This window comes from Streptomyces sp. NPDC037410, from assembly GCF_055602235.1.
On record NZ_JBVJWR010000001.1, the window covers coordinates 575671 to 598082 of the forward strand.

General features: G+C 71.5%; 15 protein-coding genes. 8 read left to right on the forward strand and 7 right to left on the reverse strand.

Annotation, left to right across the window (positions count from 1 at the left end; genetic code table 11):
• Window positions 1-168: 168 nt before the first annotated feature.
• From gltX to ACZ7HT_RS02720, 3 genes are all read right to left on the reverse strand, one after another.
• Complete coding sequence (gene gltX, locus ACZ7HT_RS02710) at window positions 169-1644, reverse strand: glutamate--tRNA ligase (protein WP_471158941.1); 1476 nt, start codon at window positions 1642-1644, stop codon at window positions 169-171.
• On the reverse strand, window positions 1637-2422 hold the full coding sequence (locus tag ACZ7HT_RS02715) for a fumarylacetoacetate hydrolase family protein (RefSeq protein ID WP_471158943.1): 786 nt from the start codon (window positions 2420-2422) through the stop codon (window positions 1637-1639). The genes gltX and ACZ7HT_RS02715 overlap by 8 nt, the downstream gene beginning before the upstream one ends.
• Window positions 2423-2502: 80 nt before the next feature.
• Entirely contained in the window at window positions 2503-2706 is a 204-nt protein-coding gene (locus tag ACZ7HT_RS02720) for a hypothetical protein (RefSeq protein WP_471158945.1), read from the reverse strand.
• Window positions 2707-3272: 566 nt separating this feature from the next.
• Between ACZ7HT_RS02720 and ACZ7HT_RS02725 the strand changes: the two genes are divergently transcribed.
• From ACZ7HT_RS02725 to ACZ7HT_RS02760, 8 genes are all read left to right on the forward strand, one after another.
• Entirely contained in the window at window positions 3273-7091 is a 3819-nt protein-coding gene (locus tag ACZ7HT_RS02725; protein WP_471158947.1) for a sensor histidine kinase, read from the forward strand.
• 9 nt (window positions 7092-7100) lie between these two features.
• Complete coding sequence (locus tag ACZ7HT_RS02730) at window positions 7101-7514, forward strand: roadblock/LC7 domain-containing protein (RefSeq protein WP_015036421.1); 414 nt, start codon at window positions 7101-7103, stop codon at window positions 7512-7514.
• A gap of 165 nt (window positions 7515-7679) precedes the next feature.
• Window positions 7680-8084 (forward strand): DUF742 domain-containing protein, encoded by a 405-nt coding sequence (locus tag ACZ7HT_RS02735; RefSeq protein WP_017235980.1) that lies wholly within the window; start codon window positions 7680-7682, stop codon window positions 8082-8084.
• On the forward strand, window positions 8065-8646 hold the full coding sequence (locus tag ACZ7HT_RS02740) for a GTP-binding protein (protein ID WP_471158949.1): 582 nt from the start codon (window positions 8065-8067) through the stop codon (window positions 8644-8646). Before ACZ7HT_RS02735 ends, ACZ7HT_RS02740 begins: the two co-directional genes overlap by 20 nt.
• 341 nt (window positions 8647-8987) lie before the next feature.
• Window positions 8988-12257, forward strand: a complete 3270-nt coding sequence (locus ACZ7HT_RS02745; protein ID WP_471158951.1) for a sensor histidine kinase — start codon at window positions 8988-8990, stop codon at window positions 12255-12257.
• A 7-nt stretch (window positions 12258-12264) separates the two neighbouring features.
• Entirely contained in the window at window positions 12265-12678 is a 414-nt protein-coding gene (locus ACZ7HT_RS02750) for a roadblock/LC7 domain-containing protein (protein ID WP_026057603.1), read from the forward strand.
• Window positions 12679-12769: 91 nt separating this feature from the next.
• A complete protein-coding gene (locus tag ACZ7HT_RS02755; protein WP_471158953.1) occupies window positions 12770-13309 on the forward strand; it encodes a DUF742 domain-containing protein in 540 nt (179 codons plus the stop codon).
• A complete protein-coding gene (locus ACZ7HT_RS02760; RefSeq protein WP_402283524.1) occupies window positions 13290-13871 on the forward strand; it encodes a GTP-binding protein in 582 nt (193 codons plus the stop codon). Before ACZ7HT_RS02755 ends, ACZ7HT_RS02760 begins: the two co-directional genes overlap by 20 nt.
• 145 nt (window positions 13872-14016) lie before the next feature.
• Here the strand turns inward: ACZ7HT_RS02760 and ACZ7HT_RS02765 are convergent, their stop codons facing one another.
• The 4 genes from ACZ7HT_RS02765 to ACZ7HT_RS02780 all read right to left on the reverse strand — a co-directional run bounded on the left by ACZ7HT_RS02765 (window position 14017) and on the right by ACZ7HT_RS02780 (window position 22348).
• On the reverse strand, window positions 14017-14214 hold the full coding sequence (locus ACZ7HT_RS02765; RefSeq protein WP_471158955.1) for an acyl-CoA carboxylase subunit epsilon: 198 nt from the start codon (window positions 14212-14214) through the stop codon (window positions 14017-14019).
• Window positions 14215-14238: 24 nt separating this feature from the next.
• Window positions 14239-15822 carry an acyl-CoA carboxylase subunit beta gene (locus tag ACZ7HT_RS02770; protein ID WP_359517171.1) on the reverse strand — a complete coding sequence of 528 codons (1584 nt, stop codon included), beginning with the start codon at window positions 15820-15822 and terminating at the stop codon, window positions 14239-14241.
• Between the two features lie 153 nt (window positions 15823-15975).
• Entirely contained in the window at window positions 15976-18336 is a 2361-nt protein-coding gene (locus ACZ7HT_RS02775) for a polysaccharide lyase 8 family protein (protein ID WP_471159055.1), read from the reverse strand.
• Between the two features lie 112 nt (window positions 18337-18448).
• On the reverse strand, window positions 18449-22348 hold the full coding sequence (locus ACZ7HT_RS02780) for an endo-alpha-N-acetylgalactosaminidase family protein (RefSeq protein ID WP_471158957.1): 3900 nt from the start codon (window positions 22346-22348) through the stop codon (window positions 18449-18451).
• Window positions 22349-22412 lie beyond the last annotated feature (64 nt).

The following is a 22412-nucleotide window of genomic DNA, read 5'->3' on the forward strand; positions in this document are numbered from 1 at the left end:
ACAAGAACCCCCCCCCCCCCCCCCCTCCCACTCCTCGCACCGGGGCCCGCCCCCCCCCCCCCCCCCCCCCTCTCTCCCCCCCCCCCCCCCCCCCCCCCCCCCCCCCCCCCCCCCCCCCCCCCCCCCCCCCCCCCCCCCCCCCCCCCCCCCCTCTGCTGCGTACGAGCCTTACGCGGCGAGCTTCGCCAAGGTCGCGTCGATGCGGGTGAGGGTCTTCTCCTTGCCCAGGATCTCCAGGGACTCGAAGAGGGGCAGGCCGATCGTGCGGCCGGTGACGGCGACGCGGACCGGGGCCTGGGCCTTGCCGAGCTTGAGGCCGTGGGCCTCGCCGGCGGCCAGGACGGCGCTCTTGAGGGACTCCGGGTCGCTCCAGTCGGCCGCTTCGAGCTTCTCGCGGGCGGTGGTGAGCAGCGCCGCGGGCTCGCCCTTCATGGCCTTGTCCCACGAGGGCTGGTCGAAGACCGGCTCGGGCAGGAACAGGAAGTCCACGTTGGCCGTGATGTCCGAGAGGACGGTCAGGCGGGTCTGGGCGTGCGGGGCGATCCGCTCCCAGGCGGCGCGGTCGAAGTCCTCGGCGGCCCAGGGGGCGTGCGGGGCCCGCAGCCAGGGCTCGCAGGCCTCGGCGAAGGTCTTCACGTCCAGCATGCGGATGTGGTCGGCGTTGATCGACTCGGCCTTCTTGAGGTCGAAGCGCGCCGGGTTGGCGTTGACGTCGGCGATGTCGAACTTCGCCACCATCTCGGGGATGGTGAAGAGGTCCTGGTCGGCCGAGAAGGACCAGCCGAGGAGCGACAGGTAGTTCAGCAGGCCCTCGGGGAGGAAGCCGCGCTCCCGGTAGAGGTTGAGGGAGGCCTGCGGGTCGCGCTTGGAGAGCTTCTTGTTGCCCTCGCCCATCACGTACGGCAGGTGGCCGAAGGAGGGGATCTCCTTGGCGACGCCGAGCTCGATCAGCGCCTTGTAGAGCGCGATCTGGCGGGGGGTGGAGGAGAGCAGGTCCTCGCCGCGCAGGACGTGGGTGATCTCCATGAGGGCGTCGTCGACCGGGTTGACCAGGGTGTAGAGCGGGGCGCCGTTGGCCCGGAGGATGCCGTAGTCCGGCACGTTCTCCGGGGTGAAGGTGAGCTCGCCGCGGACCAGGTCGGTGAAGGTGATCGGCTCGTCGGGCATCCGGAAGCGGACGATCGACGCGCGGCCCTCGGCCTCGTACGCCGACTTCTGCTCCAGGGTGAGGTCGCGGCAGTGGCCGTCGTAGCCGGAGGGGCGGCCGGCGGCGCGGGCGGCCTCGCGGCGCTCGTCGAGCTCCTCGGTGGTGCAGTAGCAGGGGTACGCGTACCCGCCGGCGAGCAGCTTGTCGGCGACGTCCTTGTAGATGTCCATCCGCTGCGACTGGCGGTACGGGGCGTGGGGGCCGCCGATCTCCGGGCCCTCGTCCCAGTCGAGGCCGAGCCACTTGAGGGAGTCGAGCAGCTGGTTGTACGACTCCTCGGAGTCGCGTGCCGCGTCGGTGTCCTCGATGCGGAAGACCATGGTGGCCTCGTTGTGCCGGGCGAAGGCCCAGTTGAAGAGAGCCGTGCGGACCAGGCCCACGTGGGGGTTGCCGGTCGGGGAGGGACAGAAACGGACGCGGATGTTCGCGTTAGCCACGCTTGATCACCTTGTTGGTGAGAGTGCCGATGCCTTCGATGGTGACGGCGACCTCGTCGCCGACGTTGAGGGGGCCGACCCCGGCGGGGGTGCCGGTGAGGATGACGTCGCCCGGGAGCAGCGTCATGGCCTCGGTGATGTGGACGACCAGGTCCTCGATGGAGCGGATCATGTCGCTCGTCCGACCCAGCTGGCGCTGTTCGCCGTTGACCGTGGCCTGGATGGTCAGGTCGCTCGGGTCGAGGTCGGTCTCCACCCAGGGGCCCAGCGGGCAGGAGGTGTCGAAGCCCTTCGCGCGGGCCCACTGCTTCTCGCGCTGCTGCGCGTCGCGCGCGGTGACGTCGTTGGCGCACGTGTAGCCGAAGATGACGTCCTTCACGCGCTCGCGGGGCACCTCGCGGCACATGCGGCCGATGACCACGGCCAGTTCGGCCTCGTGGCGCAGCTCGTTGGAGAAGGAGGGGTACTCGATGGCGTCGCCGGGGCCGATCACCGAGGTGGTGGGCTTGAAGAAGGCGACGGGGACGTCGGGGACCTCGTTGCCGAGTTCGGCGGCGTGCTCGGCGTAGTTGCGGCCGATGGCCACGACCTTGTTGGGGAGCACGGGCGGCAGGAGCCGTACCTTGCTCAGCGGGACCTTGGTGCCGCTGAGCTCGAAGTCGGTGTACGGGATGCCCTTGATGATGTCGAGGACGAGGCCGCCGGACTCGACGGTTCCCTCGCCCTCGACCGCGCCGAAGGCCACATTGCCGTCGATGGAGAATCTGGCGATGCGCACGAGTGCTGTCGCCCCTCACTTGATGCTGGCTGGAGTCTGACGCTCCAGGCTAACGCGGCGAGGGGGCCCGTTCGGGAGGACTAGCGCGTCGCGGAGGCGTACGGCTGGGGCTCGTAGGGGGCCGGGGCCTGCATCAGGATCGTGCGGCGCGGGTTGGCCGTGTTGCCGGGCAGCTCCGCCGTGTACTCCGGCTGGGCGCCCCGGCCGAGCTCTGCGGCGTCCGAGAGGTGGACGAGGGTGGAGCGGCGGGGGTTGGCCGTGGTGCGGAGCGTCGTCGTCTTCATCGCGGTGATCGGACCTTGTTCCGGGAGGGGCGCCCGTACGGGCGCGAAGCGGTGTAAAGCGCCAGGCTAAGCACGCCCTTCCCTTCGAATGCATGGCTGAGACATCGATTCGCGTGTGAGTTTGCTCACCACTTGGGTCGCATTCCAGGCATTACGGACCACCCCCGGGCGTCACGGAAAGGGACATTCCGCCACTGAATGAGCTATTCCGCTCCTGATCATGGCGACTGGGACACACGGGGATGCCCAACCATTGGGACGGAAAAGTCCGAAACCTCCGTGATCATCTTCTACATGGGGTGACACGTCGTGCACGCTTTGTCATTCCCCTCCCGCCACGACACGCGGCCCTTGTTGGAGATCCGGCACTGTGCTGGAATTCCACGCACCGCCGCGGGTTTCAGGCCGGTGTGCAAGGGGCGCAACAGCGCCGGCCGAGTGGCGGGGAAGGGGGAACTGCGCCGGTCACCGACGACCACCTGGGGTGCTCCACGCACCCCGATCGACGCCGACACCGTCCTCTCCGTTCACCCGGAAGGACGCCTGGTCCAGAGGTTGCGACGCTAGTGCAGGGACGTTTCAAGAGGGATGGCTCGGGGTCTTCCCAGGCCCGTCAGGGCCGTGCGGATGCTCCGGCGGAGCAGGAACCGCGTGCCGGGACCGACCGCGGTCCCTCGGCCTCGCACACCCCGAACCAGGGTCAGGGACCGTCCGGCGAGGGCGGCGACAAGGGCGGCAGGCGCGGCAGCGCCGCGGCCTCGTCCGCCGAGCCCGCCGCCGCACCCCCCAAGGCCAAGGCCGAGAACGAGGTCGGGCCGCGAATAGCCCTGCGCAACTGGCGCATCTCCACGCGCCTCGTCGCGCTCCTCACCCTCCCCGTGGTCGCGGCGACCACCCTGGGCGGCATCCGCATCAGCGACTCGCTCCAGGACATGGAGCAGCTCGACCACATGCAGCTGCTCACCAAGCTGACCCGTGAGGCGACCGGCCTCGCGCAGGCCCTGCAGGCCGAGCGCGACCTGTCGGCCGGCCCGCTGGCCAACGGCCGCCCGGTCAGCGACTACCAGGTCGCCAACCCGCGCCGGAAGACGGACCGCGAGTACAAGGCCTTCCTCGACGCCACCGAGGACATCCCGGCCACCGAGGGCGACGAGGCGCTGCGCAGCATCCGCCAGAACGTCAGCCAGATCGCCTCGCAGGTCACCGAGCTCCACTCCATCCGGGGCGCCGCCTACGAGAAGGGCGTGTCCCACTCGGTGACGGTCGAGGCGTACAGCCGCCTCATCCGCTCGTTGCTCAGCCTGTCCCAGGACATGGCGCAGGCGACCAGCAACCCCGAGATGATCAAGCGGACCCGCGCGCTCGCCGCGTTCTCGTCCGCCAAGGAGTACGCCTCCATCCAGCAGGCGATCATCGCGGCCGCGCTTCCCCCGAGCGACCGGACCTCCGGCAGGATCCAGCAGGGTGACCGCCTCTACGGCGAGGCCGCCCTCAACAGTGAGGCCGTCGAGCTCAAGTCGTTCCAGGCGATCTACGAGTCGACCGGTGGCGACGCCGCCGAGAAGACCGAGTCGCTGAACAGCGGCGACCCGTCGATCAACGCCGCCAACAAGTACGCCGAACGCGTGCTGAACTCGGACGACGCGATGCCCTCCGGCGTCAAGCGCGGTCACCTGAACTTCACCGACGAGTACAGCACCAAGATCGCCGCCATGAACCGCATCGAGGCGGGTCTGCTCGGCGACATGGAGTCGATGGCCCGTGAGCTGAAGGCGGAGTCGCAGCGCGACGCCATCATCAACGGTGCGCTGATCCTCCTCGTCCTCGGCGTCTCGCTCATCGGCGCCTTCGTCGTGGCCCGGTCCATGATCCGGTCGCTGCGGCGACTCCAGGACACCGCGACCAAGGTCGCCCAGGACCGCCTGCCCGAGCTCGTCAAGCAGCTCTCCGAGTCCGACCCGCAGGACGTCGACACCTCCGTCGAGTCCGTCGGTGTGCACTCCCGGGACGAGATCGGCCAGGTGGCCGCGGCCTTCGACGACGTGCACCGCGAGGCCGTCCGCCTCGCCGCCGAGCAGGCCCTCCTCCGGGGCAACGTCAACGCGATGTTCACCAACCTCTCGCGCCGTTCCCAGGGCCTCATCCAGCGTCAGCTCTCGCTCATCTCCGAGCTGGAGTCCCGCGAGGCCGACCCGGACCAGCTCTCCTCGCTGTTCAAGCTCGACCACCTCGCGACCCGTATGCGCCGGAACGGCGAGAACCTCCTCGTCCTCGCCGGTGAGGAGCCGGGCCGCCGCTGGACCCGCCCGGTCCCGCTGGTCGACGTCCTCCGTGCCGCCGCCTCCGAGGTGGAGCAGTACGAGCGCATCGAACTGGCCGCGGTCCCGGCGACCGAGGTCGCCGGCCGGGTCGTCAACGACCTCGTGCACCTCCTCGCCGAGCTCCTCGAGAACGCCACCTCGTTCTCCTCCCCGCAGACGAAGGTCCGGGTCACCGGTCACGCCCTGCCCGACGGCCGCGTGCTCGTCGAGATCCACGACACCGGCATCGGCCTCTCCCCCGAGGACCTCGCCGCGATCAACGAGCGGCTCGCCTCGCCGCCCACCGTGGACGTCTCGGTCTCGCGCCGCATGGGTCTGTTCGTGGTCGGCCGCCTGTCCCTGCGACACGGCATCCGGATCCAGCTGCGCCCGTCCGACTCGGGCGGCACCACCGCGCTCGTCATGCTCCCCGTCGACGTCGCCCAGGGCGGCAAGAAGCCCATGCCCAAGCCGGGCGCGGGCGGTCAGGGCGCGATGCCGCAGGGTGCCTCCGCCCCCGGCGGGCGTCTGCCCGGCGCGGCCGGTGGCCCCGGTGCCGGACGTCCCGGCCAGGGCGGTGCCCCGTCCTCGACGGCCGGCCGTCTCGGCGCCGGTGCCGGTGCCGCGCGCGGCCAGGTCGGTGCGGGCGGTTCCCGGGCCGCGCTGCCCGCCCGTGACGGTGCGCCGCTCGCCGGCGGGCCGCAGGGCGCGCCGCAGTCCCGCACCCCGCAGCCGCAGAACGCAGCCCTGGAGCAGACCGGCCAGCTGCCGCAGATCCCCCAGGCTCCGCAGGCTCCCCAGTCGCCCGACGCGCTGCGTCCGGGCCCCGGCGGGGGCGGCCTCATCGGCGGTGCCGCGAGCGCCATCCCGTCCCGTACGGACGTGTGGGGCAACCAGCCGGGCCCGCAGGCGCCGCAGCAGCAGCCGCAGCAGGCCCAGGGCAACCAGCAGGCCGGGTACGACTTCCCGCGTGCCGAGCTGCCCGGCGGCGCCCCGCAGCAGCAGCGCCCGCAGGCCGCGAGCTGGGGCAACGACCCGCAGCAGCAGCCGGTCCGGCGCCCGCAGCAGGAGATGTCCCCGCTGGACGCCCCGCGCGGTCACGAGGAGCCGGAGTCGGCGGGCCTGTTCGGCGCGTCGGCGGCTCCGCAGGGCCCCGGTTCCACGGGCCAGTTCCCGCGCCCGGACTTCGGCGCCCCGCAGCACCAGGCCCCTCAGCAGCAGCAGGCGTACCAGCAGGACCCGGCGTCGACGGCGCAGTTCCCGCGCCCCGACTTCGGCGCCCCGCAGGGTCCCGGCTCCACGGGCCAGTTCCCGCGCCCGGACTTCGGCGCCCCGCAGCACCAGGCCCCTCAGCAGCCCCAGGCCCCGCAGCAGCAGGCGTACCAGGGCGGCCAGCAGCAGTTCGGCCAGGAGCAGCAGTTCGGCCGGCAGCCCTTCGTACCGCAGGCGCAGCAGCAGGCCCAGCCGCCGGCGCCGCGGCAGCGGGGCGGCAACGACTTCGGTGCCCCGCGTCCGGCCGAGCCGGCCGGGCGCCAGCAGCCGCAGCAGCCGCAGCTCCAGCAGCCGCGCCGTCCGGAGGCCCTGCCGCCGGCCGGTGGCGCGCGCGACGGCCGTACGCCGCAGTACGACCCGCTGGGGTCCGACTGGTCGCAGCAGGAGCAGCCGCAGCAGCAGGGCTACCAGGCGGACCTGACGCAGACGATGCAGACCCCGGTCGTGTCGCAGCCGTCCGCTCCGGCGCCCCGTGCGGCCGCCGACCCGGCCGCTGACGGCGGCCGGCAGAACGGGGCCGCCTGGCGGACCTCGCCCAACGACGAGCTGGTGCGCCAGGCGGAGCGGGTGCGCAAGCCCGCGGCCGGCGGCGTCACCACCTCCGGTCTTCCGCGCCGTGTGCCGAAGGCCAACCTCGTACCCGGGACCGCACAGGAGCAGGCCCACACGGCCGGCCCCCAGGTCTCGCGTGCACCCGACGACGTCCGCGGCCGGCTCACCAATCTGCGCCGCGGCATTCAGCAGGGCCGCCAGGCCGGCAACTCGACCACGGGTAGCCACCACCTCGGTCCGAACCATCAGCAGGAGCGTTAGTTGAACGCGATGAGCCAGGCGGCGCAGAATCTGAACTGGTTGATCACCAACTTCGTGGACAACACCCCCGGGGTGTCCCACACGGTGGTGGTGTCCGCCGACGGACTCCTGCTGGCCATGTCCGAAGGATTCCCCCGCGACCGCGCCGACCAGCTGGCGGCGGTCGCATCCGGACTGACCTCGCTGACCGCGGGCGCGTCCCGGATCTTCGAGGGCGGTCCCGTGGCACAGACCGTGGTGGAGATGGAGCGCGGCTTCCTCTTCCTCATGCAGGTCTCGGACGGCTCCTCGCTGGCCGTGCTCGCCCACCCCGAGTGCGACATCGGCCTCGTGGGCTACGAGATGGCGCTGCTGGTCGACCGGGCCGGCAGCGTCCTCACCCCGGATCTCCGTGCGGAGCTCCAGGGCAGCCTGCTCCACTAGGTCACGCACGGCGGACGGACCCCACTTCCGTCCGCACCGACCGACTCGCAGGGCGGTACGCCCCTCCGTACCGCTCTGGGCACTGTTCATCGTCCGGCCGCCCCACCCGGCCCCCCACCGGCCCCATCAGACGGCAGAAGTCTTGCTGTCACGCCCGGAGGATTCATGACCCCGCCCCCCGCCTCTCACGATCCGTACGGCGCATCAGTCGACGAGTACGGGCACGAGGGCGACCAGCCGCTGGTGCGTCCGTACGCGATGACCGGCGGCCGGACCCGGCCGCGCTACCAGCTCGCCATCGAGGCGCTGGTCAGCACCACGGCCGACCCGGCACACCTCGCCACGCTCCTTCCGGAGCACCAGCGGATCTGCCACCTCTGCCGCGAGGTCAAGTCGGTGGCCGAGGTGTCGGCCCTCCTGTCGATGCCGCTCGGTGTCGCCCGGATCCTCGTGGCCGACCTGGCGGAGGCCGGCATGGTGGCGATCCACCAGCCGGGCAACGGAGAGACCGGCGGCACGCCGGACGTGACACTGCTCGAAAGGGTGCTCAGTGGACTTCGCAAGCTCTAGCGGCGGCGCGGCCAGATCGACCACCAGCGCGAAGATCGTGGTGGCCGGCGGCTTCGGCGTGGGCAAGACCACGTTCGTCGGCGCCGTCTCGGAGATCAACCCGCTGCGTACCGAAGCCGTCATGACCTCCGCGTCGGCCGGCATCGACGATCTGACGCACACCGGCGGCAAGACGACGACGACCGTCGCCATGGACTTCGGCCGCATCACGCTCGACCAGGACCTGATCCTGTACCTCTTCGGTACGCCCGGTCAGGACCGCTTCTGGTTCATGTGGGACGACCTGGTCCGCGGCGCGATCGGCGCCGTCGTGCTCGTGGACACCCGCCGTCTGGCGGACTGCTTCCCGGCGGTCGACTACTTCGAGAACAGCGGCCTGCCGTTCGTCATCGCCCTCAACGGCTTCGACGGCAGCCAGCCCTACCAGCCCGAGGAAGTCCGCGAGGCCCTGCAGATCGGCCCCGCCACCCCCATCATCACCACGGACGCCCGCCACCGCGCGGACGCCAAGAGCGCGCTCATCACGCTCGTCGAGCACGCCCTCATGGCCCGGCTCAAGTAACGGGACGGCCCAGGGCAGTTGTCATATGCCTCTGCCAGGGGCGGTTCTGTGTCCTTCGACACGGCCGCCCCCGGGTTCATAACATTTCGACAGAGAATTGGGGCGCCTCGGACACCCGACGCATCCGACCGGTGTCACTGCGCTCACCTGAGCCCCGCCATTTGGCGGGGCTCGCTCTTTATGCCCGTTTTATGCGAGGCCTGGACCACTGAACGCGGCCGTTTCCCACTGTTTGGAACCGACCCCCTTCACGTGCTGCAATTCATGAACTCCCGAGTAGTACGGCCCTGAACGAAACACCGGCACAACGTAGGTGCCGACGCCGAGAGGTTGTTGGTCGAGTGAGGCGAAGCAAGGAAAGCTCCGCGGAGCAGGAGACGCGGGGCAACTTCACGCCGCCGTCGCGTACGGCGATGTCGCCCGCGGACGTGCCCGTGACGCCGCCCCCCGTCGAGCCGGTCAAGGGCAGCTCCAGCAAGCTCTCGCCCCGCAACTGGCGGGTGCCCACGCGCCTGAACGCGATCCTCTGTATACCCGTGCTCACCGGCCTCGTCATGGGCAGCTTCCAGGTGAAGTCGGCTATCGACACCTGGCAGGAGGCGCAGGACGCCGAGAAGACGGCGCTCATCGTGCGCGCCGCCTCGGAGTACAGCACCGCCCTCCTCAACGAGCGCGACCTGACCGCCGGCCCCCTGCTCGCCGCGAAGACCCCCGAGGACCGCAAGGCCGACGAGGTGACGCGGGCGTACGCCGCGACCGACTCCGCCAAGGCGAAGTTCGACGAGGCCGTCAAGAGCATGCCGTCGGGCCAGGGCATGGAGCGACGTCTGCGGCTGTTCCAGGACGAGGAGCCGAAGCTGGAGACGCTGCGCAAGGCGGCGTACACCCGCTCCCTCGACCCGGTGAACACGCAGCTCGGCTACACGGGCGTGCAGCACTACCTGATGGAGTTCTCGAACGAGCTCGGTCTGGGCACCGGCAACATCACCAGCTACGGCCGTACGGTCTACGCGATCCAGCTGTCGAAGGGCGCGGAGTCCCTCCAGCGCTCCATCGGCACGCAGCTCCTCGTCCGGCCCAGCCAGGACGAGGCGGTCTTCGCCCAGCAGTCCGTGGCGTTCAACTCGTACAACTACCTGGAGCAGATCGCCCTCGGCGAGTTCAGCTCCGGCGGTCTGCCCGAGGACGTCGACCTCCTCAAGAAGGTCATGGCCGGCAAGGCCGCCGACGGCGAGAAGCGGATGGCCGCGGCCGGCATCGAGCTGCCCAAGGGCAAGGACGGCTCCGTCTACTCCGGCGTCGCCTCCCAGATCGGCACCGCCAAGAGCCCCGCGGACATCAAGGAGCTGAAGGGCCAGGGCATCACGCCCGAGACCTGGATGGCCGTCGCCACCGCCAAGTTCGACGGCTACAGCGAGGTCGAGAAGACCCTCGTCGACAAGGCCGTGACCGAGGCCGCCGACATCTCCGACGAGGCCAAGACGGACGCCTGGGTCAACGGCGGCATCGTCGTCATCGCCCTGCTCGCCGCCTTCATCCTCGCCGGCATGATGGCCCGCCAGATGAGCCGCTCGATGCGCGAGCTGCGGACCGCCGCGTTCAGCATCGCCGAGCAGCGCCTGCCGATGCTGGTCGACCAGCTCTCCCGTACGGAGCCGGGCCGGGTCGACACCCGCGTGCAGCCCATCCCGATCGACTCCCAGGACGAGATCGGCGAGGTCGCCCGCGCCTTCGACCAGGTCCACCGCGAGGCCGTCCGGCTCGCCGCCGAGCAGGCCATGCTCCGCGGCAACGTCAACGCGATCTTCACGAACCTCTCGCGCCGCAACCAGTCGCTGATCGAGGGCCAGCTGACCCTCATCACCGACCTGGAGAACAACGAGGCCGACCCGGACCAGCTGGAGAACCTCTTCCGCCTGGACCACCTGGCCACCCGTATGCGCCGCAACGGCGAGAACCTCCTCGTCCTCGCCGGCGAGGAGCCGGGCCGCCGCTGGGACCAGCCGGTCCCGCTGGTCGACGTCATGCGCGCCGCCTCCTCCGAGGTGGAGCAGTACGAGCGCATCGAGCTGGCCGGCGTGCCGGAGGCCGAGATCCACGGCCAGGCCGTGACCGACCTCGTGCACCTGCTCGCCGAGCTCCTGGAGAACGCCACCACGTTCTCCTCCCCGCAGACCAAGGTGCGCGTCACCGCGACGCGTCTCCCCGACGGCCGCGTGATGGTCGAGATCCACGACAAGGGCATCGGCCTCACCGCCGAGGACTTCGCGGACATCAACCACAAGCTGGCCAACCCGCCGACCGTGGACGCCGCCGTCTCGCAGCGCATGGGCCTCTTCGTGGTCGGCCGCCTCGCCGACCGGCACGGCATCCGGGTCCAGCTCCGCCCCTCGGGCGAGCAGGCCGGGACGACCTCGCTGGTCATGCTGCCGGACGCGATCACACACGGCGGTGGCGGCGAGCAGCCGCTCCAGGACGACTTCACCGTCTCGCAGATCATCCCGCAGCAGCAGCAGCAGAGCGCCTTCGAGGCCGCCCCGCAGCAGCAGATGCTCACCGCGGCCGACCTCGGCTTCGACGACTCGCGCTACGAGCAGCCGGCCGAGGAGGAGCACCAGCTCGACCCGGTCAACCGCTCGCTGCAGCGCGAGGGGCGGCGCGCCGCCCTGGAGGCCCAGGCGCAGCAGGGCGGCGACCGTCCGCTCTTCCGCGACGAGGCGGAGCCGGCCGAGCAGTACGGGCAGCAGCAGGCCCAGGAGTACGCCGCCGAGCAGTACCCGGCGCAGGAGTACCCGGCGCAGGAGTACGGCCAGGAGTACGCGGACGGCTACGCCCAGCAGGACGGCTACCCGCAGCAGGACGGTTTCGCCCAGCAGGACGGCTACGCGCAGCCGCAGGAAGGTTTCGCGCAGCAGGACGGTTACGCCTACCCGGAGCAGGGCTACGAGGCGTACCCGCAGCAGGGCTATGCGGAAGCCTCGTACGAGGCTCCGGGAACCGAACACCAGCAGTACGGCAATGCGTTCGATCCCCAGCCCCACCAGGCAGAGTGGCCGGATCAGAACGCATACCAGGGTGGCTACGGTCAGGATTACGGAGCGGAAGCGGAATCTGCCCCGAGCGCTCCCGAACAGGCCCGCGACCGCGTAGGCTTCGACCGTCCGGGTCCGACTCCGAGTCCCGCCCCGGACGCCGGACACGCGCTGACCGACGCCGGTCTGCCGCGCCGCGGCAGCGTCGGATCGCAGGCGCAGCAGGCGCCGCAGCAGCCGAAGCCCGCGCAGCCGGTGCAGCAGCAGGACGAAGCCCAAGGCTCCGAAGAATGGCGCTCGACCAACGACGAGCGCTGGCAGCGGGCCGGAAAGCTCAAGGACCCCAAGGCGGGCGGGGTCACCTCGTCCGGTCTCCCCCGGCGGGTGCCGAAGGCCAACCTGGTCGAGGGCACGGCTGAGCAGACCCCGCAGGGCGGCCCCCAGGTCTCCCGCGCACCCGAGGACGTACGGGGCAGGTTGAGCAACCTGCGCCGGGGCGTCCAGCAGGGACGCAGCGCGGGAACGGACACGAACGGATCGGGCCTCGGCCCGGGCAGTACCTACAACCAGGAGCGTTAGTGTGAGCATGAGCCAGGCGGCGCAGAATCTGAACTGGTTGATCACCAACTTCGTGGACAACACCCCCGGGGTGTCCCACACGGTGGTGGTCTCCGCCGACGGACTCCTGCTGGCGATGTCCGAGGGTTTCCCCCGTGACCGCGCCGACCAGCTGGCGGCCGTCGCTTCCGGACTGACCTCGCTGACCGCGGGCGCGTCCCGGATCTTCGAGGGCGGTGCGGTCAACCAGACCGTCGTGGAGATGGAGCGCGGCTTCCTCTTCATCATGTCGATCTCGGACGGCTCCTCGCTGGCCGTCCTCGCCCACCCGGAGGCCGACATCGGTCTCGTGGGCTACGAGATGGCCCTCCTCGTGGACCGCGCGGGCACGGTTCTGACGCCTGACCTCCGGGCGGAACTTCAGGGAAGTCTGCTCAACTAACAGACGGACAGTGCGTTTCGTGCCACCGCACCGTAAGGTGCGGTGGCGCGGTTCAAGGGACATGGACCGCGAGGCAGTCGGAGGAGGAGACGTGGGTACACCCCCGGGCGCGAGCCCTTACAACGGTTATGACGCGCATCAGGCGCCGCTGGGCGACACCGCGCAGAACCGGTTCAACTTTCCCTCCGCCCCGAGCAGACAGGGCGTGTCTCAGCCCTACGCGCAGCCTCAGGTCCCGTCGGCCGCGGGTTCCCCGGCCGCCTCGCGCGGCGCGGGCGGTTCCGGCGGGCACAACCCGCTGGTGCGGCCGTACGCGATGACCGGCGGCCGGACCCGGCCGCGTTACCAGCTCGCCATCGAGGCGCTGGTCAGCACGACGGCCGACCCGGCCCGCCTGCAGGGGCAGTTGCCCGAGCACCAGCGGATCTGCCGGCTCTGCTTCGAGATCAAGTCGGTCGCGGAGATCTCGGCCCTTCTCTCCATCCCCCTCGGCGTCGCCCGAATCCTCGTCGCCGACCTGGCCGAGGCCGGACTCGTCGCCATCCACCAGCCCGGCGGCGACGAGGCCGCCGGCGGTCAGCCAGACGTGACACTGCTCGAAAGGGTGCTCAGTGGACTTCGCAAGCTCTAGCGGCGGCGCGGCCCGTTCAACCACCAGCGCGAAGATCGTGGTGGCGGGCGGCTTCGGCGTGGGTAAGACCACGTTCGTCGGCGCCGTCTCGGAGATCAACCCGCTGCGTACCGAAGCCGTCATGACCTCCGCCTCCGCGGGCATCGACGACCTCACCCACACCGGCGACAAGACGACGACGACCGTCGCCATGGACTTCGGCCGCATCACGCTCGACCAGGACCTGATCCTGTACCTCTTCGGTACGCCCGGTCAGGACCGCTTCTGGTTCATGTGGGACGACCTCGTCCGCGGCGCCATCGGCGCCGTCGTGCTGGTCGACACCCGCCGCCTCGCCGACTGCTTCCCCGCGGTCGACTACTTCGAGAACAGCGGCCTGCCGTTCGTCATCGCCCTCAACGGCTTCGACGGCAACCAGCCGTACCAGCCGGAGGAGGTGCGCGAGGCCCTGCAGATCGGCCCCGACACCCCCATCATCACCACCGACGCCCGCCACCGCGGGGACGCCAAGAGCGCGCTCATCACGCTCGTCGAGCACGCGCTCATGGCCCGCCTGCGGTAGTCCCGACGGGACGTACGTACGGGGAGGCCCCGCACCGGGAAACGGTGCGGGGCCTTCCCCGTTGCGGGCGCCTCCGTTCCCCGCGCCTACGCCGAAGGGCCCCGCACCATTTCGGTGCGGGGCCCTTCGGGTACGGCGATGGGCGTCAGCCCTGCCAGGAGTGCGACGGGCGGAAGCCCGACTGGCGCTCCAGGCGGCGCCAGCCGGCCTGGGTGCGGCCGCGATGGGCGTCCTCGGCGGGCTGGGAGGCGGCGCGGGCGAGCAGCACGGCCGTGATGGCCGCGAGCTCCTCGGGGTCGGCGGTGCCCTTCTCGACGCGGAGAAGGTTGGCAGGCGTACTCACGTGGACGACTCCTCTTGGTGAGTCTTACTGAGGCGGGTTGCCGTGCTTGCGGGACGGCAGGTCGGCGTGCTTGGTGCGCAGCATCGCGAGGGACCTGATGAGCACCTGGCGGGTGTCGGCGGGGTCGATGACGTCGTCGACCAGGCCGCGCTCCGCCGCGTAGTACGGGTGCATCAGCTCGGCCTTGTACTCCTTGACCATGCGGGCCCGCATGGCCTCGGGGTCCTCGGCCTCCGCGATCTGCTTGCGGAAGATGACGTTGGCGGCGCCTTCGGCGCCCATGACCGCGATTTCGTTGGTGGGCCAGGCGTACGTCAGGTCGGCGCCGATGGACTGGGAGTCCATCACGATGTAGGCGCCGCCGTAGGCCTTGCGCAGGATCAGGGAGATCCGGGGAACGGTCGCGTTGCAGTACGCGTACAGCAGCTTCGCGCCGTGCCTGATGATTCCACCGTGCTCCTGGTCTACACCAGGCAGGAAGCCGGGTACGTCCAGAAGAGTGATGATCGGGATGTTGAAGGCGTCGCACATCTGGACGAAGCGCGCGGACTTCTCGGAGGCCTCGATGTCGAGGACGCCGGCGAGCGACTGCGGCTGGTTGGCGACGATGCCGACGACCTGGCCGTCGAGCCGGGCCAGGGCGCAGATGATGTTGCGGGCCCAGCGCTCGTGGATCTCCAGGTAGTCGCCGTCGTCGACGAGCTCCTCGATGACCTTGTGCATGTCGTACGGGCGGTTGCCGTCGGCGGGCACGAGGTCGAGCAGGACGTCGGAGCGGCGGTCGGCCGGGTCCTCGGAGGCGACGGTCGGCGGGTTCTCGCGGTTGTTCTGCGGGAGCATCGACAGGAGGTAGCGGACCTCGGCGATGCAGGTCTCCTCGTCGTCGTACGCGAAGTGCGCCACGCCCGAGGTCTCGGCGTGCACGTCGGCGCCGCCGAGGCCGTTCTGGGTGATCTCCTCGCCGGTGACCGCCTTGACGACGTCCGGTCCGGTGATGAACATCTGCGAGGTCTCGCGGACCATGAACACGAAGTCCGTGAGGGCCGGGCTGTACGCGGCGCCGCCGGCGCACGGGCCGAGCATCACCGAGATCTGCGGGATGACGCCCGAGGCCTTGGTGTTGCGCTGGAAGATGCCGCCGTAACCGGCGAGGGCGGAGACGCCCTCCTGGATACGGGCGCCGGCGCCGTCGTTCAGGGAGACCAGCGGGGCACCGGCCGCGATGGCCATGTCCATGATCTTGTGGATCTTGGTGGCGTGGGCCTCGCCGAGGGCGCCGCCGAAGATCCGGAAGTCGTGCGCGTAGACGAAGACCGTGCGGCCCTCGACCGTGCCCCAGCCGGTGATGACACCGTCGGTGTACGGCTTCTTGGCCTCCAGGCCGAAGCCCTGCGCGCGGTGCCGGCGCAGCTGCTCGACCTCGTTGAAGGAACCAGGGTCGAGCAGCAGCTCGATGCGCTCGCGAGCGGTCAGCTTGCCCTTCGCGTGCTGCGCCTCGGTGGCGCGGTCACTCGGGCCACGGAGCGCCTGCTCGCGCAGGACGTGCAGCTCGGCCACTCGGCCACGGGCGTCAGCGGGCTCGCTCGGGATCTGGTCCACAACGGTCATGTACCGACCCTACGAAGTCACACAAGAAAACCCCGCCGTCGACTCCGTACAGTCTCGCGTGTCGAATCCTGGTGGGGCTGGACAGAACCCGACCCCGACCAGCCCGAGTCAACAGCCAGACACCCCCCGTGTTTGTGGGGTTCCGACATGGACCTAGAGCAGGACCTCGCAACCATGGGTCGCTCCCCCGGTACCGGGAGTGATCCGCAGCCGCAGCTCGGAGCCGGTGGCGAGGACCTCCACCGAGGGATCGTGGCGGACCACCCGGCGGACCGGGCGGTTCCACACGAGCTCGAGCGGCTGCCCGGTGCGGAGCGGCTCGGAGATCCTCAGCGCGAGGACGGAGCGCTTCCGCCGGACGAGGACGCTCGCGGGCGCGGTGACGGTGAGCGGTCCCACCGTACCGGCCTGCCAGAGGTTCGCCGCGGTCAGCCCGAGGGACGGGACGGTGATCGCCTGCCGCTCGGCGGTGTTGTCGAGAACGGTCAGCCAGCCGGGGTCGGCGGCGCGGGCCGCGACCGCACGGGGAGCGGCGCCCGGCATCAGGACGTACGCGTACGAGGCGGCGACCGGGTCGGTGCCGTGGTCGAGCCAGAGGGTCTGGTAGCGGCGGGTCCGGCGCTCGGTGGAGCTGGTGGTGTTGATGTCGCTCCAGGCGCCGGTGCGGTCCTCGCGCAGGGTGCGGAGGTTCCCGGCCCCCTGCGGGAAGACCCAGCCGCCGTGACCCTCCAGATGGGCCCAGCCGGCGCCGGTGGTGAACGCCTGGGTGCCTCCCCCTACGCCTTCGGCGTGGGAGGTACCCCCATCCCCCAGGAGGCGGTTGTCGACCACCGTCTCGACGGGGACGCCGTCGGTCGCGGTGATCCCGGCACCCAGGCAGACGACCGCGTCCGCCGCGCAGAACCATGACGTGCGGGCCTCCAGGGTGGAGCCGAGGCCCTTGAGGTGCTGGCCGACGGCCGCGTACGCGCCGTCGGTGGTCCCGCCGACCCAGCGGACGGCCGGCTTGGGCGCGCCCCACTCGCCGCCCGCCCGGTCGGCGAGGCGCTTGGTGGAGACGGTGGTGCCGGGCAGGCGGTACGGGTCGACGGTGGGCCAGAACCAGTCGGTGTACTGGTCGCCGAGGTCCGGGGTCCACCAGGAGAGCATCCCGGCGCCGGTGTGCCAGCCGCGCGGGTTCTCGCCGTTGCCGCACTCGTAGTACGTGATCCGGTTCGAGGCCATGGCGATGTTCGCGGCCCAGCCGGGGCGGCGGTGGACGGCCCGGTCCATGGCGGGGAACAGCCGGTGCCCGGTGGGTTCGGGGGCGGCGGGGACGGGAGAGGCGGCCACGGCGTGCAGCCGGGCGAGGTCGGCGACGCCGAACTGGCGGGCGGCGAGGACCGGGGAGACGGTGTCGCGCTCGATCCACCCCTTCACGCGCGCGTGCCACCGGTCCCGCTCGGCCGGGGACGCCCCGCCCGCGAGGAGGGCGATGGCCGCGATGACACCCTGGCCGTGGAAGTGGTCGGAGCGCATGATCCGCCGGTCGTCGTTCCTGAGGTAGCCGCGGCTGATCGCCCGCCCGTTGACGCTGTCCATCATCAGGCCGTCGTAGATGAAGGGGGCGTAGGCCTTCTCGACGCTGTCGAGGACGATCTGCCGGTTCGGGTCGGTGACCGCCCAGCTGGAGCCGGCGAGAAGGGAGAAGAGCCGGCCGAGGCCGTCGAGCATGACCTGTCCGTACGTGCCGGAGTAGGCGACCCAGGTGTGCTGGACGAAGGAGCCGTCGGCGTAGAGGCCGTCCCCCTGGGTGACGTACGGGAAGACGGGCGAGAGGGCGTCCCGGGCGAGGGCGATCTTGGCGGCGTTCGCGCCGAGGACCCCGCGCAGGGCGACGGAGCGGCAGAGGTCGACGCGGTTGGCGCCGGTGGAGGTGCCGGAGTAGGTGAGGAGGACCGCGTCGGGCACGAAGTGGTCGACGGCGGCGCAGGCGGCGGCGATGCGCTCGGGGCCGAGCCGGGGGTGGAGCGCGGCCACGATGTCCATGAGGAGGCGGGGGCTGCCGATCTGCCATTCCCACCAGTTGCCGTAGCGCGGGGCGCCCGCCCGGTAGACGGTGGCGGAGAGGTGGTCGAGGCCGCGCAGCACGTCGGCGAGGAGGCTCTCGTCGCCGGTGAGGCCGCTGCCGGGCTGTACGTACGCCTGGGTCATGGTCCACAGGCGGCCGTAGCTCTGGGAGATGCCGGCCGGCGGGTCGAAGGGGGCGTCGGGCCAGAGCGAGGTGGGGGTGGCGGCCATGCCGGCGCGGAAGGCACGCGCGAGCGTGCCCGTCTCGGCGAGCCGGCCGGCGTAGGGCTCGGCCCCGGCGTCGAAGCCGGAGCCGAGCTGGAGGTCGAGCCAGCGCAGCCGCAGCGCCTCGAACTCGTCGGCCGAGTCGGCCGAGTCGGCCGCGTGGGCCTGCGGGGCGAGGGCGAGCGTGAGGGCCCCCGCTGTCGTCGTGCTCAGGAAGGTGCGGCGGGACCAGAGGGGCAGGGACACGGGAGCCTCCCGGGGGAAGTGGTGGAGACCGGTCGGCGCCCGGTGTAACACCCTGTTTCCGACGCAATCAATGAGCACGGCAAGCGCTTGCTACCTCGGAAAGCGGTCAGCTCCCGCAGTGGAAGCGGGCGCTCCCCCAGTCCGCGTGGTCGTTGCCGTTCCCGTCGCCGCCGTCGCCGACGACCAGGTCGACGTAGGAAGCGCCGGTGACGTCGGCGGTGAGCTGCCAGGCCGGGTCGGCGGCCCTGAGGACCGGGGACTTCGCCTTCTCCGTGCCGTCCGCGAGGACGCTGAACTGGACGCTGCCGCGGGTGGTCTGGACGTCGTCCACCCCGACCTCGGCGGTGAGTGAGGTGCACCGGCCGCCGAGGTAGTAGCGGACCTTCGCCGGGGCGTGGGTGCCCAGGCCCTTGGCGTAGGCCACGCCGCCGATCCGCAGCGGGGCGCCGTCGCCGGTGCCGGTCTCGCCGTTGGAGAGGTCCCGCTCGACGGGTCCCCAGCCGTTGGCGGCCGAGGTCCAGTCGAGGTCGCTCGCCCAGCTGTCGGCGGTGGGCGGCGGGGGCAGGGTGCGGACGGTGGTCGCGGCGGTGAGCTTCCGCTGCCCTCCCCCGATGCCGTACGTGACGGAGGCGCCCAGCGCGTACGGCCGGTAGGCCGCGTCCACCGGCGGGGTCACCTGCCAGGTGGCGGTGGCCTGCGCGCCCGGGGCGACCGTGCCGAGGGCGACGGGCGCGGCGGGCTCGGCGGTCCAGCCCTCGGGGAGGTCGAGGACGGCCTGGGCGCCGGTGGCGTCGGCGGCCTCGTCGTTGGCGAAGGCGGCCGTGACGCGGTTCGGGCGGCCTGGCTCCAGGGTGTCGGGCGCGGTGACGGTGAGCGTGCCGCAGGCGGCGGGCTCGGCGGCCGGGCCGAGGTCGGTGACGGTGAAGCCGTCGAGGACGAAGTCGGCGCCGTCCGGGGCGTCCTCGCGCTTGCGCAGGCCGGTCCAGGTGTCGCCGCAGCCGGCGGTGACGGTCTCGGCGAAGTGCCCGGTGGTCCGCTGCTGCCCGAGGGGCGTGCGGCGGGTCTCCACAGGGGTGCCGTTCGTGCGGTCGTAGCCGGTGACCCACTCGTACGCGCCCGCGTGGCTCGACTGGTAGTCGTACGCGACGCGGTAGGCGTGGCCGTCCTTCATCGGGACGGTCCAGGGCGCGGTCCGGTAGACGAGTCCGCCGTTCTCGTCGTGGGACTTGAGGCTCTCGGCGCCGCCGATGACGTCGTCGACGAGTTTTCCGTTCCAGCCGGCCTGGGTGTACGGGGCGTGCAGCTGCGCGATGTGGGTGCGGGGGTCGGTGGTGCCGCCGGCGTCGCCCTTGAGGAAGGGGCCCCAGCCCTGGTCGACGGCCTCGAAGTCCTCGTACGCGACCGTCCCGGCCTTCGTCGCGGGGGCGTTGGCGACGATCCGTACGTCGTCGATACGGGCGGTCGCGGGGCCGCCGTTCTCCGGGCTGTCGCTCGCGGCCTGGATCCGCAGCGGGACGGAGCCGTCGGCGGGCGCGGTGAAGGTGACCTTGGCGCGCTGGAAGCGGGTGCCGTTCCAGTCGGATGCGGCGACCCGGTCCTCCAGGGCGGAGCGCTCGACGGTGACGGACGCGCCCCCGGCGGACAGCGTGGTGGGGCGGGTCTTCCCGGCCTCGACCTCGATGAGGGCGGAGGCGGTGTACCGCGCGCCGGGGGTGAGGCCGGTGATCTGCTGGCGGACCGAGGCGGTGGCGGTACCGCTGAGCCTCGCGCTGTTGCGACCCTGGTCGTCGGTGTCACGGGCGACGGTGCCGGCCGTGGTCCAGCCGCCGAGCCGGGCGTCGTTGAAGCCGGGGTCCTTCACCGGGGTGCCCTGGCCCCAGTGCGGGGCGGTCTGCGCGGGCGCGCTGTCCGGGTAGAGGACGTAGGGCTGTCCGGCGACGGCGTCGAGGGTGATCCGCCCGCCGGAGGGGCGCACGGTGGCGATCCTCACGCGCCCGTTGTCGGTGAGCTTGTACAGGGTGTACGCGCGCGTGGAGCCGGGCACGGCCCAGCTGGTGGTCCCACCGGCCTTGTTGTAGTGGTAGAGCTTGCGGCCGCCGTCCCAGGGGAGCAGGTAGCCGTCGCCGTCGAGGACCTTGCGGCCGTTCTCGTAGAAGGTGCGGCGGCCGTTCTCGACGGTGCCGCGGACGCCTCCGGTGAAGGTGATGTCGTTGCCGGCCCAGCGGGTGATCTTCTGCTGCTGGAGGTACTTGGCGGGCAGGTTCCGCTGCCAGATGTTGGCGGAGAAGGCGTTCCAGTCGGTCTCGCCGGTCCAGCCCTCGAAGTCGACCAGGGCGGTCTGGCCGAGGACCGGGTGGTTGTTCCAGACGTCCTTCTCGCCGTTGCGGACGAAGCGGATGATCTGCGAGTTGAGGCCCTTGTTGGTGGCGCCGCCGTAGTCGAGGTCGTTGGCCCAGTGGGACCAGAGAGAGGCCCGCTCGAACTTCTCGGACCACTCGGTGGCGACGTTCCAGCCCTGGGCCTGGACGGCCTGCATCGTCTTGTCGGCGATCCAGCCGTGCGTGTAGTAGACGTCGATGTAGAGCGTCGACAGGTTGGGATCGGTCTCGTCGCGGAGCTGCTGGAACCGGCGGGCGAGGTCGCCGCTGTTCACGTCCCGGCGCTGGTCGATGTAGTAGCTCTGGTTGAGCCAGTTCCAGCCGGGCTTCGTCTTGTCGACGAGGGTCTCGCTGAAGTTCTTCGCCTCGGGGTACGACTCGGTGGCGTTCACGTGGACGCCGAAGCCCGCGCCCCATTCCCTGCCCTCGCGCAGCAGGGTGTTGAGGTCGGCGAGGCCGCCGGCGCGCTTGTTGTAGTTGCCGCCGTAGTCGGGGTGGGCGGAGTCGTGGCCCTCGGAGCCGTACCCCTTGAGCAGGGCGAACTGGCCGAGTCCGTCGGTGGAGAGCGAGATCCGCTTGACGTCGTCGAGGGTGCGCAGGAAGGGGTGGGTGGCCTGGGAGGCGAAGTTGAAGGGGATGTGGGCGACGACCCGGTCCGGGGTCCGGTCGCTGCCGGGGGCCTTGATCCCGATCGTACGGAAGGCGATGGCGCCGTCCTGCCAGTCGACGGCTCCGTCGGCGTTGGCGTCGGGGGTGACGACGACCTTCGCCCAGGGCAGGTTGTCGCCGCTCTCGGGCTGCGGCGCGCCGGCGCCTCGGTAGGTCCACTGTCCGGACCAGACGCCGACGCGGGTCTCGGTGCCGCTGCTGCGGGCCTGGTGCCAGAAGCGGGCGCCGTCGCGGGCGGAGGCGCCGGAGGGCTTGTCGTACGAGGAGTTCGACTCGACGGCCGCGGCGAGTGCGCCGGTGTTGACGATCGCGTAGCTCGCGCCGACCGGGTTCGCCTCGGCCGCGGTGGCGTCGGTGACCCGGGCGAAGACGTCGGCGGTGCGGGTGGAGTCTGGATCGAGCCGGGTGAACGCGGTCGCGGCGCCGGTGTCCGAGGAGCCGACGGAGACCAGGTCGTGGCCGGGGATGTCGATCGTGCCGACGCGGAAGGCCTCGGTGTCGCGGACGGCGGTCACCTTGAAGGTGGTGGTGCGGCCGTCGACGCCGAGCCGGGCGTCGATCTCGACGCCGGGCAGGTCGGGGAAGACGAGGGTGTACGCGGCGGAGCCGGCGGTCAGGACGGGCGCGCCCTCGGCCCGGACGGCGTGGGCGGTGCCGTTGAGCACGACCTGCGTCACCGGGGCCGTACTCCCGAGGAGACGGGCACCGCTCGCGCGGTCGGTGTACGAGAGGACACGGGGGAAGTCCTCGGCGACGGCGACGGAGAGCTGGGCGGAGCCGATGACGGGGGCGGCGGGGGCTTCTCCGGCGAGGGCGGAACTGATGACGGGGTCCGCGGGGGCTTCTTCGGCGAGGGCGGGTCCGGAGAGGGCGAGCACGGTGGCCGACGCGGCGGCCAGCGCACAGGCCGTGCGCAGCCGCCGCGCCGCGGAGGGGGCTGAGGTAGGTGGGTGCGACATGCGCACCAGTTGGCCCGGGGGACGGATCACCGTCAACGAGATCGTCCACGGACGGCCCCGCCAG

Bases quoted from the DNA above. Each gene is read 5' to 3' on its own strand.
- ACZ7HT_RS02720 (WP_471158945.1), bottom strand. From the start codon at position 2,706: ATGAAGACGACGACGCTCCGCACCACGGCCAACCCCCGCCGCTCCACC.
- ACZ7HT_RS02730 (WP_015036421.1), top strand. From the start codon at position 7,101: ATGAGCCAGGCGGCGCAGAATCTGAACTGGTTGATCACCAACTTCGTG.
- ACZ7HT_RS02735 (WP_017235980.1), top strand. From the start codon at position 7,680: ATGACCCCGCCCCCCGCCTCTCACGATCCGTACGGCGCATCAGTCGAC.
- ACZ7HT_RS02750 (WP_026057603.1), top strand. From the start codon at position 12,265: ATGAGCCAGGCGGCGCAGAATCTGAACTGGTTGATCACCAACTTCGTG.
- ACZ7HT_RS02770 (WP_359517171.1), bottom strand. From the start codon at position 15,822: ATGACCGTTGTGGACCAGATCCCGAGCGAGCCCGCTGACGCCCGTGGC.
- ACZ7HT_RS02780 (WP_471158957.1), bottom strand. From the start codon at position 22,348: ATGTCGCACCCACCTACCTCAGCCCCCTCCGCGGCGCGGCGGCTGCGC.